Here is a 12,377-nt window from a genome sequence, read left to right on the forward strand (position 1 = left end):
ATGCTGTAATGTTCGTGTATATGAACTCCCAATAATTTCGAGAAATTTGAAGGATTTGATAGATTGATTTAAAAATTTAAACGCAAACTTTCAGTTCGCTATTTAAAGATTTAAGGAACTACATGGAGTAAAATCAGCATACAGTTTGAGTATTGGTCCGTGGTTTCAACTTCTACATAGGTTACTACAAGGTTCACAAAGGCTCTACTTAATATTTCCCAATCTTTTTTAAACTTTAATTTTTGAATTCATTTTTGGCCTTGAAAACAATTCTTATTAAAACAAGAATAAGCGCCGGGAAGTGAACCCAGTGTTTGAACCCAGCTTTCAGATTTTTAGCAGAAAAATCTGCTAAAAGCGTTTGTGAGTTTGGGGTGAACGACCAAAGCGTTTCGTAGCTTTTAAAAGACTTGTTTTCCAGCCTAGCGTTTTCTTTGGTTCGTTTCTTTTTGGCAATGCAAAATAAATGAACAGAACCCAAACTTCGAAGTCAAAAACCAAAAATCAATATTGAGTAGTTCAGGAACTTCAGAAGCACAGAATACTTGAATCTAAAATTAAATGCCCACTAGCATTCGTGAGGATTTAGAGAGTCGATATTTATAAGTACCTAAATTCAAACAACATCACAAACTTCTCATTATGCGGGTCAACTATTCAATGATGTCCCAACAATAAAATAGGACCTCCCTTTTTTTTACTTTATATAAACAAATTTTTACACGGACTCTAAGACTGTATAAGTCCATAGATTAATTCTTCCCTCTTAATTCTTAATTCTCAATTAAGCTTCCTATTTTTGCAGCACTAAATAGAATCAAATGTATAGATCACATACTTGCGGTGAATTAAGAATAGATAACGTTGGACAAGAAGTAACCTTAAGTGGTTGGGTGCAACGTTCGAGAGAACTAGGAGGATTAACATTTATAGATGTTAGAGACCGTTACGGAATTACACAAATCACTTTAAATAGTGACGACAATGCCGACTTAGCTGCGCAAGCTAGAAAAATTGGTCGTGAATTCGTAGTTCAAATCAAAGGAACTGTTAAGGAGAGATCTAGCAAAAACAAGAATATTCCAACTGGAGAAATCGAAATCATTGCTTCAGCAATAAATATCCTAAACGCTTCTAAAACTCCACCCTTCACAATTGAAGATGACACAGACGGTGGTGAAGAATTGAGAGCGAAATACCGTTACTTAGATTTACGTAGAAATGTGGTTAAAGAAAAATTAGCCTTACGTAACAAAGTGGCATTAGAAACGCGTAAGTTTTTAGATACAGAAGAATTTATTGATGTTGAAACTCCTTATTTAATTAAATCTACTCCAGAAGGAGCACGTGATTTCGTTGTTCCAAGTAGAATGAATGAAGGAGAATTCTACGCCCTTCCACAATCACCTCAAACGTTTAAGCAATTATTGATGGTTTCTGGTTATGACCGTTACTACCAAATTGTAAAATGTTTTAGAGATGAGGATTTAAGAGCTGACCGTCAACCAGAGTTTACACAAATAGACTGTGAAATGTCTTTCGTTGATCAGGAAGATGTATTGAACACTTTCGAAAAAATGGTTCAACACCTATTCAAAACTTGCAGAAACGTTGAATTAGATAAAGCTTTCCCTCGCATGACTTATGCAGAAGCGATGGAAAAATACGGCTCTGATAAACCAGACATTCGTTTTGGAATGGAGTTCGTTAACTTGAACGATGTTGCCCAAAACAAAGGATTCAAGGTTTTTGATGATGCGGAAGTAGTATTGGCCATCAACGCTGAACAATGTTCCGTTTACACAAGAAAACAATTGGATGCCTTAACAAAGTGGGTACAACGTCCACAAATTGGTGCAAAAGGAATGGTTTACGTTAAATGTAACGAAGATGGATCGTTCAAATCATCTGTAGATAAATTCTATTCGCAAGAAGATTTAAAAGCATGGGCAGATAAAGCCAATGCAAAACCGGGTGACTTATTGTTAGTATTATCTGGAGATTTACATACAACGCGCAATCAAATGAATGAATTGCGTTTACATATGGGAGATGAATTAGGATTGAGAAACCCTAATGTTTTCAAACCATTATGGGTTGTTGATTTTCCATTGTTAGAGTGGGACGAAGAAAGTGGTCGTTACCATGCAATGCACCACCCTTTCACTTCTCCAAAACAAGAGGATATTGCCTTAATTGAAACAGATCCTGGAAAAGTTAGAGCAAATGCATACGATTTAGCCATGAATGGTGTTGAATTAGGAGGAGGATCTATTCGTATCCACGATAGAGACTTACAAGCTAAAATGTTCGATCTGTTAGGATTCTCTAAAGAAGAAGCAGAAGAACAATTTGGATTCTTAATGAGCGCCTTCGAATACGGAGCTCCACCACACGGAGGATTGGCATTTGGATTAGATAGATTGGTAGCTACTATGGGTGGTTCGTCTTCTATCCGCGATTACATCGCCTTCCCAAAAAACAACAACGGAAGAGATGTTATGATTGATGCACCAGCTGCATTGAACGAAGAACAATTAACAGAATTAAACTTGGCCTTGAATATTCAAGCCGCTGAGTAAGTAATTTCTATAGATACTTTTGAAAAGGTCGACCTTAGGGTTGGCCTTTTTTGCTTTGAGGGTTTGAGGTTTGAGCCTTGTAACCTTAGTGAAATTAATGATTTGAACTTTTGACGAAATGGCTTATTTGATGGATTTGATTTAAAAATTTAACCACGGACTTTCAGTTCGCTATTTAAAGATTTAAAGAACAGCATGGTGTAAAGTCAGTACACCATTTGAGTTTTGAGCAAGAAAAGAGTCCATGGTTTTAACTACAACTTCCACATAGGTGACCAAAGGGATTCACAATGCCTCTACTCAAACCGTCCATATTCTCCTTGAATTTTGACATTGTATTTTCTTCGGCCTTGTAAATGAAACTTGATTTTTCAAAATGAAAGCTTAGAGAGTTCGTTTAGCTCGATAGAGATCCAACGAACGAACTTTGTTTTCATGAAGAAAAAGGAAGTTTTAGTTACACAGCCTAGCGTTTTCTTTGGTTCGTTTCTTTTGGGCAATGCAAAAGAAATGAACAAAACCAAAGCTACGAAGTAAGGTCCAAAAAATAGAGTCTTTAAATATCAAAATACACGAACTTACTTTCCCTCTCCCTTTCTTCCAAATTATCCATAACTTTGACCCCATGAGTATACAAGCAATTAAAGCCCTGCATATCATTTTTGTGATTTCATGGTTTGCCGGACTGTTCTACATTGTCCGTTTGTTCATTTATCATGCGGAAGCACAATTAAAAGCTTCACCCGAGAAAGAAATCATTTCCAATCAACTTAAGCTCATGCAGCGCAAGCTATGGTATATCATTACCATACCAGCTATGATCTTAACAATCTGCTTTGGAGTATGGCTCTTTATTGAACAACCCTTTTTATTGAAAGCCGGTTGGATGCATGTAAAACTAACCTTACTTGTTTTATTGATTGCTTATAACCTTATATGTCATCGCATTTTTAAAAAATTTCAAAGGGATGACATTAAATGGAGTTCTACTCAACTGCGTTTTTGGAACGAATTAGCTACTTTATTTATGGTAGCCATTGTGTTTGTTGTCATGCAAAAAAATGCCACAAACTGGGTATATGCTACACTCGGCTTCTTCGGTGTAGCCATAGGACTAATGATAGCGATAAAATTGTATAAAAAATTCAGAAAATCTTAAGATGTACATAGATACACATACACATTTGTTTTCAGAGAAATTCGAAGGTGAATACGAAGCAGTTATTCAAAGAGCATTAGATGCAGGTGTTGATAAGCTGTTGCTACCAAACATAGATTTGGATACGGTGAATGCCATGAATGCTTTGGAAGAAAAGTACCCCAACAATTGTTTCAGTATGATGGGACTACATCCTTCTAACGTTACAGAAGATGTAGACCACCAATTGGATTTGGTAAAAAAAGAACTTTACTCAAGACCCTACATTGCTGTGGGAGAAATAGGTATTGATTTGTACTGGGATAAAACTTTATTGGCACAACAACAAAAAGCTTTTGAACAACAACTACTTTGGGCAAAAGAATTGAATCTTCCCATAGTAATTCATGCCAGAGAATCTTTTGATGAGATTTTTGAAATCGTTGATAAGCATAACGACGAAAACCTAACAGGTGTTTTTCATTGTTTCACAGGTACGGTGGAGCAAGCTCAAAAAATCATTGCATACGGCGGATTCAAAATGGGTATTGGGGGTGTTGTTACTTTTAAGAAGGCGGGATTAGACAAAGTGGTTAAAGAAATTCCACTTGAACATTTGGTCTTAGAAACAGACGCTCCATATTTAGCACCCTCACCGAATAGAGGTAAAAGAAATGAAAGCGCTTACATTCCTTTCATTGCAGATAAATTATCAGACATATTTGAAATGCCCGTAGAAGAAATTGCTGCCATTACTACAAAAAATGCAGAACAGGTATTTCCAAAAATCATAAAAGCGTAAAACAGAATAGGTTTATGGAGAATGCAAAGGTATTATTGATCTACACAGGGGGTACGATTGGAATGATGAAAGACAACATCACAGGTGAATTGCGCGCCTTTGATTTTGAACACCTCAATGCCCAAGTTCCAGAATTGGACAGACTAAATGTAGATCTATCTTCTATATCGTTTGACGACCCTATTGATTCTTCTGACATGCACCCCAAAGATTGGGCACGCATTGCTCGTCAGATAGAGTTGAACTATAATGACTACGACGGATTTGTTGTATTGCACGGTTCGGATACAATGGCCTTTACTGCCTCAGGATTAAGTTTCATGCTTCAAGGTTTACGAAAACCTGTCATCTTAACGGGGTCTCAATTACCCATTGGAACGATTAGAACGGACGGTAAAGAAAACCTTATCACCTCCATAGAGATTGCTGCAAGCAAAGACGACAACGGAATGCCATTGATTCAAGAGGTAGCCATCTATTTTGAATACTCCCTATACAGAGGAAATAGAACCACGAAAGTCTCTGCCAAGCATTTTGAAGCCTTTCAATCCCCCAATTATCAAGAATTGGCAATAGCTGGAGTTGATATCAATTATCACTACCCTAATTTATATAGAACAAGCCTACAGGACTTGGAATTATTTACAGCCTTTGAAGAAGACATCGCACTTTTAAAACTGTATCCCGGCATTCATATGAAAATGTATGAAGGACTTTTCGATCCAAAACATACCAAAGCCATCGTTTTAGAAACATTTGGTGCGGGAAATGCACCACACAATAAACAATTACAAGACTTAATCACAAAATTCACCACCTCGGGCGGAATAATACTTAATATTACACAATGTGCGTCTGGTTCTGTGCAACAAGGTTTGTACGAAAGCAGTTCCTTTTTCAATAAAGCAGGTGTAGTAAATGGGAAAGATTTAACAACAGAATCTGCATTAGCTAAATTGATGTATGTATTAGGAAGATACAGCTCTAAGGATGAGTGTATTGCCGCACTAAAGCGTGATATTGTTGGGGAAATGCAAGCATAGTGTTAACCTTTTGGTAATCTAGGCCCTTAATGCTTGTTGCAATTTTTTTGTACATTAGCGCTCTAATTTTGACAGGAATTTGAGGAGAGGTGCAGGAGTGGCTGAACTGGCTCGCCTGGAAAGCGAGTGTTCCGATTGTATCGGAACCGAGGGTTCGAATCCCTCTCTCTCCGCAGCGAACTGTCAGAATTTTATTAATTTAGGCATAATTATAAACTAGGAATACGATTAAAATTAATCTTTGAGAACATGAAAAAAGTAATAAGTTCTTTGATGATCGCCGGAATGATGACTTTCGGATTTGTTAACGGAGCATTAGCTCAAGATGGCGATTCTACAGAAGCAGTTGAAGCAACAACAACAGAAATGGCTAACGAAGCTGATTCTATAAAAGAAGAAGCTAGTCCGGTTGCAGAAGCAATTGAAACAGAAACTGAAGCTCCCGCAGAAGCAGGAATGGCTGAAGAAAAAGCACCATTAAACTTTACTGGTACTTTAAAGCAAAAGTTCATCGAAGGTGATCCATTCTGGATGTCTTTCGTATTGATCTGTTTAGTAATTGGTATGGCTTTATGTATTGAGCGTATCGTATACTTAAACTTAGCATCAATCAACACAAACAAATTCTTAGAAGATGTTGAAGCTGCCTTATCTCAAGGTGGAGTTGCTCAAGCTAAAGAATTGTGTAGAAACACAAGAGGACCTATCGCGTCTATCTTCTACCAAGGTTTAGATAGAGCTGACGAAGGAATCGAAATGGTTGAAAAATCAGTAGTTTCTTACGGTGGTGTTCAGATGGGACAATTAGAAAAAGGAGTTTCTTGGATTTCTTTATTCATCGCTTTGGCACCAATGTTAGGGTTCATGGGTACGGTAATCGGTATGATCTTCGCCTTCGATAAAATCGTTGAGGATGGTCAGGTATCTCCAACTACAGTAGCAGCAGGTATTAAAGTAGCCTTATTGACTACAGTATTCGGTTTGATCGCAGCGATCTTCTTACAAATTTTCTACAACTACATCGTATCTAAAATTGACGGTTTAGTGAATGAAATGGAAAATGCATCTATCTCTTTAGTAGACATGATGTTGAAGTACAAAATTACTTCTAAGTAAGAGAGCACGAGTTACGAACTATTAAATCCATCTTATAATGGAAAATAAAACAACGAACATCATAGGGATGGCTATTAAATTAGCGATTATCGTCCCTATATTAATCTTAGGACTATCGGTTATGTTCTCAGGCGTTCACGTTGAGAACAGTGCACCAGAGGTAGTCGAAGAGTTTAGAGAAGGAGGTTTATTAACGTCTACAACTATGTTTAGCTTCGTTGCTATCGGGTTATGTGCGTTTTTAGTATTGGCTTTCTTCGTAGTATTATTGGTTACACAACCTAAAAAGGCAATCAAGTCTATCTTAGGAATCATTTTAGTAGGTGTCCTTTACGTTATCCTTAACGCAATTGGAACTGCAGACACAAATGAATCTTTAAGATTAGCTGAAGATGTACAAGTTGAACAAAATGTTATCGACTCTTCTACAGCAGGTATTTGGACAGCAGCAATTACTTTAATTGTTGGTATTGCAGCTATCTTATTAGGACCAGTTATCAATTTAGTAAGAAAAAATTAAGAATATGTCTAAGCGAGAAATACCGGAAATAAATGCTGGATCGATGGCAGATATCGCGTTCTTGCTTTTGATTTTCTTCTTGGTTACCACTACAATGGACAAAGACGCGGGATACTTAAGACAGATCCCAAAGAAGTTGGACATTGAAATGGAAAAACCACCCAAAGTTGAAGAGAAAAACATCTACGAGATTAAGATTAACGACAGACAGGAAATGTTTGTACGTGATTCTATCTTACCTGTAGAGGAAATCGACAACTTGCACCGTCGTATTAAGCACTTCTTCCTTGCGAACAGAGGAAAAGGAGCTGGTGAGCGTAAATTAAACTACCCTTACTATGCGAACATTACTAAAGCGGTTATTGACGGTGGTTTAGCACAGGTGAATGCAGAGATAGAGCGTATTGAAGCAGAAATGGAAAGAGATCCATCAGATTACTGGGGTCAGTACTATGAACTTCAAATGAACAAACTTTCTGAGTGGGAGAAAAAACAAAGAGCTTTTGATCTTTACAGTGAAAGTGGAGCGACTATCATGCCTGAGATAGCAAGAGAAGCACACATTAGAATTGTTCCTCAAATTGGAACGGATTACAGTGCATTTATTGCGATTCAATCAGAAATTCAACGTGCGATTACAGAGATGAGAGATGAAGAAAGTATGAAGCTTTTCAACATCAAATTCTCTACAATGGAGAAATTCTACGAGCAGAACAAGAATGAAGACATGCCAACTATTCTTCCTTTATATAAAGAAAGAATTGAATTGTTGAAAATTCTTTTCCCAGAGAAAATCATTGAAGTTGCACCAAAAAATTAAACGATATGTCAAAGTTTAAAAAGAACGAAGGTAAGTCAGCACCAGCAATTAATACTTCATCATTACCTGATATCGTATTTATGTTGTTGTTCTTCTTCATGGTAGCAACAACTACTAAGGATATCGATCCGATGGTACGTATTAACAATGCTACTGGAGTTGGACTTACTGATTTAACACCCTACAAACAAAGAAGTGAAGTTGACTTCGTTTACTTAGGTAAACCAATCGTTGGAGACGCTTCTAAATTTGACAAAGGTGTTGCCGTTCAGTACGATGGTATTTTAGGGAATATTGATAAGATTGACGAATGGAAATCTGACAAATACTCTCAAAAACCAAAAGGTTTTGCTACTCCTAAAGAAAAAGTAGTAACGTGTTTTAAAGTGGATGAGCAAGTACCTGTTGGTATCTTATTCGATGCTAAAAAGGAATTGCAAAATGCAGACTTTAACACGATTGCTTATCACGCAGCAGAAAGAGGAAACAACAACGGTTATTCAATAGATAACAACTAGTTGTACTCCCAGATATAATTAGAAAAGAGGTAGCCATTAGGTTGCCTCTTTTTTTTTATTGATCAAATGAAAATAGCATGATGAAATACTACTATTCAGCTATTGACTCCTTGTGTGTCAACAAAGACTAATCTGTTCGAAATTTTAGATCACCCAACTAAAAGCAAAATTTATCTATATAAAATGAGATCTTTAATTATACACTTGACTTCATGTATTGGAATAGCGCTTATAGGTATCGCGTACGAATTGGAAAAGGTTAAAATCGCTGTTACATAAATTAGGAGGCATCATTAACCATCCAGCGATTTACTATACACACGCCTTTCTAAATTACACTTCTAGAATTAAGCCTTAAGAGAAAGTTCCGTTCTTTTTAGAAACAGTAAAACGAGTAAAGCTCCCAATCCTACACTCGTTACTATCCAATTATGATCTTCCATAAAACTGGGATAATCCTCTGTATATAACCAGTACAAATTTAGAACATTGTTTAGCGCATGTAAAGCTGCCCCGAGGTATATTGAGCCAGAAAACTCATATATCAACGCTAAAGCCACCCCAAAAGACAAAAGGGGGAGAATCTGAACATAATTAAAATGAAGTACTGCAAAAAATGATGCGCTCACCACAATTGCTAGCCATTTATTACCTGAATTTACCGCTAGATGATCATAGACGAAACCTCTAAAGAAAAATTCTTCAGCGAACCCTGTAATTATACCGATAACAATAAGCGTACTTATAAACACAGAAGTTTCTTGACCACTTACTAAATTTTCAATCAAACTATCAGATTGGGACTTCACTTGCATGGCTCCCTCTAACATGTTTAACTTCTCTAATACCCAAGTATTAATCTCCGTTAAAAAAGGTAGGAGCAATACCATCACCCCGAAGAGTACGACACCCCATAGTGCATTACCCGTTTGGAAATTGCTTTTAGAACGTTGAAATTGTCGATAAATTAAACCTGGAATTAAGAACATTCCAACTTGAAAAGGAACTTGATTCACTATCATAAAAAGGATAGGTTGTTCTTTCGACATGGACAAAGGATACTCTATCAAGTTCACATCAGTAAAGGAACTATATAAACTAACCGCGATAGAACCCAACACTACACTTGCCACTAAACCAATACAAATCAATATTAGCACTTGTAGAAACGGGTTTCGCTCTTCTATTTTATTTATGAAATCGAATTTTGACATTTAGAACAACACTTCTTTTCGTTGAGCATCCAGCTTTAAAAGGATAAATATCATTACAGTGAAAGATATCATAGAACTTCCCCCGTAACTGAAGAAGGGTAAAGGTATTCCAATCACTGGGGCTACCCCTAAGTTCATACCAATATTGATTGCAAAGTGATAAAAAATAATCATAGCGACTGAATACGCGTAGACCCTCGAATAAGTACTCCGTTGTCGTTCCGCTATTGTCACTATTTTAATCAATAAAAGGGTAAACAACACTACCACGATAAAAGAACCCACAAACCCCCATTCCTCGGCAAAAACACAGAAGATAAAATCCGTTTCACTTTCTGGAACGTGTCCCGATTCTGGACTTGCTAAATGGGCATTTCTATAACCGTTCCCTAACAAACCACCTGAACCAACAGCTGCCATACCTCGGTTACGGTTATAATCTTTACCATCTTTCTCCTCTTCTGAATTGATTTTCCCCAACACCAAGTCAATACGTGTTCTTTGGTGAGACTGGAATACTTTCAAGTAACCTATTGCAATTAATCCATTCAAGGTAGAAAAACTTATATAGCCAATAATAATGATTAATGACAGTCTTTTCTTATTCCTTGTAGTAGCTAACCTATTGACCAAGAGCAAAGCAATCAATGCACCCACAAATAAAACGATCAATACATAGGCCCAACCCGGTATATTCAAAACAAAAGAACCCAGCGTAAAGGATTGATCAGAATCCGCGAAAATAAGTGCTATAACACTAAAGAAAACCACCACGAATAACACAGGAATAAAGTGAACACCCACCCATGTATGCTTTAGCCTTAATCCTAAAATATTGTTGGTCAGTAAAAGCACATAGGGATCAAAGGTTATTCCCTCTCTATACATAACGAATAAAAAGGCCGTAAAAACAAGGAAAGTTCCCGTATCATTTTGTGCCAAAATCAAGGCCATGGTTACTAATAATACAGCGATAATACTTGTCACCGTTTTAATATTAATCACCTTGGATTTGATTCCCGAAATCTGGTAAGACAGCATCATGGCCATTCCTAATTTCGCAAACTCCGAAGGCTGAATACCAAAAGAACCGAACCCTAACCAAGAGCGCGCTCCATTAATGGGAGTTGTGAACAATACAGCGACCAACAAGGTTACCGTAAATAAGTATATGGGAATGGTCAATTTCCGAATGTATCGCGCATCAATTAAACTGATTACAAAACCCGCAAAACAGGCAAACCCAAACCACATAATCTGTTTACCATACAAGGTCTTCAAATTCAATAAAAAGGGTCTGTCCTCATTATAGGCAGCAGAATACAAGTTTATAATCCCCATAATGATTATGGCAATCACTATAAAAATTAAAGACCAATCTAGGTTTCTGGCGTATGTATTCTTTCTATCCATTTACTCCAACAAATTAGCCTCTAAAATGCGTGCTTCTTTTCTCTCATTCGTGATTTCACCACGTAAATATTTCTCTACCATCAAACTGGCAATAGGCGCTGCCCACGTACCTCCAAAACCTGCGTTTTCTACAAAAACAGCAATAGCAATTTTAGGATTATCTATAGGTGCAAAAGCAATGAAAACAGAGTGGTCTTTACCGTGTGGGTTTTGAGCTGTCCCGGTTTTACCGGCCAATGGAATTCCATCAATAAATGCACTTCTTGCAGTACCTCCTGCTTCCTCCACTACTCTACGCATTCCTTCGATTACCGGTGCAAAGTGCTGATGCTCCACCATGGTATTGTGTTTGACCAAGTACTCTTCTTTTGGTCCGTCTTTACCAATAGATTTCACAAAATGCGGCGTATAGTAATAACCTCTATTTGCAATAATAGCCGCTAAATTTGCCATTTGTAAGGGTGTAACTTTCACCTCTCCTTGACCAATACTGTTTGAACGTATTGTACTAAATGCCCATCGATATTCTCCGTACCAACGGTTATAAAAGGCTCTATTGGGAATAACACCACTTCGAATACCATAAATATCTGTTCCAAGTTTAATTCCTAAACCAAAACTATTCATGTATTTTTCCCAAAGATCAAGTCCTTGCGCTGCATCCTTAAAAATACTTTTGTCTTTTCCTTGTTGAATAATGCGTTTAACCTCGTAATAGAAATACGGATTACAACTCATCTTTACCGCATCTTGTATATTTTGTGCATTTGGGTGGTTGTGACAACCCACCATTGCTTTATTACAGGGAAACCCGGTATTTTCCGTAATTACTCCTTCTTGCAAACCAACTAGAGCCTGAACCAATTTAAAAATAGAACCTGGAGGGTATTCGGCCTGCAACGGTCGTGCAAACAAAGGCTTTAAACTATCGTTCACAAGTTTTCTATAGTTCTCCTTAATTTTACGAGACCCCACCATCATATTAGGGTCGTAACTCGGAGCAGAAACCAAACTTAAAATTTCTCCAGAAGATGGTTCAATCGCAACTATACATCCCTTTTTATTGGTCATTAGCTTTTCTCCGTAAGCTTGTAAGTCTATATCTAAACCAAGGGTAAGTGGCGGACCTTGTTCTGCGGCCGTATCCAGCGCACCTCCTGCATAGGTTTCAACGATACCTCCTCTCGCTGATCTAATAATATAGTGCACTC

Annotated in this window: 11 protein-coding genes and 1 tRNA gene; 9 read left to right on the plus strand and 3 right to left on the minus strand. The window is 37.3% G+C overall.

The window, feature by feature from the left end; all coding sequences use genetic code 11:
* Positions 1 to 821 precede the first annotated feature (821 nt).
* The 9 genes from aspS (at position 822) to R3333_RS07200 (ending at position 8,539) form a co-directional block, all read left to right on the plus strand.
* Complete coding sequence (gene aspS / locus R3333_RS07160) at positions 822 to 2,582, plus strand: aspartate--tRNA ligase (protein ID WP_318958106.1); 1,761 nt, start codon at positions 822 to 824, stop codon at positions 2,580 to 2,582.
* Between the two features lie 625 nt (positions 2,583 to 3,207).
* Positions 3,208 to 3,741, plus strand: a complete 534-nt coding sequence (locus tag R3333_RS07165; RefSeq protein WP_318958107.1) for a CopD family protein — start codon at positions 3,208 to 3,210, stop codon at positions 3,739 to 3,741.
* Position 3,742: 1 nt separating this feature from the next.
* Positions 3,743 to 4,522, plus strand: a complete 780-nt coding sequence (locus tag R3333_RS07170; protein ID WP_318958108.1) for a TatD family hydrolase — start codon at positions 3,743 to 3,745, stop codon at positions 4,520 to 4,522.
* 14 nt (positions 4,523 to 4,536) lie between these two features.
* A complete protein-coding gene (locus R3333_RS07175; protein WP_318958109.1) occupies positions 4,537 to 5,565 on the plus strand; it encodes an asparaginase in 1,029 nt (342 codons plus the stop codon).
* 83 nt (positions 5,566 to 5,648) lie between these two features.
* Positions 5,649 to 5,738: transfer RNA gene (locus R3333_RS07180), tRNA-Ser, on the plus strand.
* 76 nt (positions 5,739 to 5,814) lie between these two features.
* A complete protein-coding gene (locus R3333_RS07185; protein ID WP_318958110.1) occupies positions 5,815 to 6,681 on the plus strand; it encodes a MotA/TolQ/ExbB proton channel family protein in 867 nt (288 codons plus the stop codon).
* Between the two features lie 37 nt (positions 6,682 to 6,718).
* Entirely contained in the window at positions 6,719 to 7,201 is a 483-nt protein-coding gene (locus tag R3333_RS07190) for a hypothetical protein (RefSeq protein ID WP_318958111.1), read from the plus strand.
* Between the two features lie 4 nt (positions 7,202 to 7,205).
* Positions 7,206 to 8,021 carry a biopolymer transporter ExbD gene (locus R3333_RS07195; protein ID WP_318958112.1) on the plus strand — a complete coding sequence of 272 codons (816 nt, stop codon included), beginning with the start codon at positions 7,206 to 7,208 and terminating at the stop codon, positions 8,019 to 8,021.
* A gap of 5 nt (positions 8,022 to 8,026) precedes the next feature.
* Positions 8,027 to 8,539 (plus strand): biopolymer transporter ExbD, encoded by a 513-nt coding sequence (locus R3333_RS07200; RefSeq protein WP_318958113.1) that lies wholly within the window; start codon positions 8,027 to 8,029, stop codon positions 8,537 to 8,539.
* A gap of 347 nt (positions 8,540 to 8,886) precedes the next feature.
* On the opposite strand, the gene R3333_RS07205 is transcribed toward R3333_RS07200, so the two are convergent.
* The 3 genes from R3333_RS07205 to R3333_RS07215 all read right to left on the minus strand — a co-directional run.
* Positions 8,887 to 9,699, minus strand: a complete 813-nt coding sequence (locus tag R3333_RS07205; RefSeq protein ID WP_318958114.1) for a CPBP family intramembrane glutamic endopeptidase — start codon at positions 9,697 to 9,699, stop codon at positions 8,887 to 8,889.
* A gap of 54 nt (positions 9,700 to 9,753) precedes the next feature.
* On the minus strand, positions 9,754 to 11,166 hold the full coding sequence (gene rodA, locus R3333_RS07210; RefSeq protein WP_318958115.1) for a rod shape-determining protein RodA: 1,413 nt from the start codon (positions 11,164 to 11,166) through the stop codon (positions 9,754 to 9,756).
* Positions 11,167 to 12,377, minus strand: a 1,211-nt coding sequence (locus R3333_RS07215) for a penicillin-binding transpeptidase domain-containing protein (RefSeq protein ID WP_318958116.1), incomplete at its 5' end; no start/stop codon positions are given. It lies immediately after the preceding gene.

Source organism: Lishizhenia sp. (assembly GCF_033720595.1).
GTDB lineage: Bacteria > Bacteroidota > Bacteroidia > Flavobacteriales_D > Crocinitomicaceae > Lishizhenia.

Coding starts and splice junctions, on each gene's coding strand:
- aspS (WP_318958106.1), top strand. CDS start 822: ATGTATAGATCACATACTTGCGGTGAATTAAGAATAGATAACGTTGGA.
- R3333_RS07165 (WP_318958107.1), top strand. CDS start 3,208: ATGAGTATACAAGCAATTAAAGCCCTGCATATCATTTTTGTGATTTCA.
- R3333_RS07170 (WP_318958108.1), top strand. CDS start 3,743: ATGTACATAGATACACATACACATTTGTTTTCAGAGAAATTCGAAGGT.
- R3333_RS07175 (WP_318958109.1), top strand. CDS start 4,537: ATGGAGAATGCAAAGGTATTATTGATCTACACAGGGGGTACGATTGGA.
- R3333_RS07185 (WP_318958110.1), top strand. CDS start 5,815: ATGAAAAAAGTAATAAGTTCTTTGATGATCGCCGGAATGATGACTTTC.
- R3333_RS07190 (WP_318958111.1), top strand. CDS start 6,719: ATGGAAAATAAAACAACGAACATCATAGGGATGGCTATTAAATTAGCG.
- R3333_RS07195 (WP_318958112.1), top strand. CDS start 7,206: ATGTCTAAGCGAGAAATACCGGAAATAAATGCTGGATCGATGGCAGAT.
- R3333_RS07200 (WP_318958113.1), top strand. CDS start 8,027: ATGTCAAAGTTTAAAAAGAACGAAGGTAAGTCAGCACCAGCAATTAAT.
- rodA (WP_318958115.1), bottom strand. CDS start 11,166: ATGGATAGAAAGAATACATACGCCAGAAACCTAGATTGGTCTTTAATT.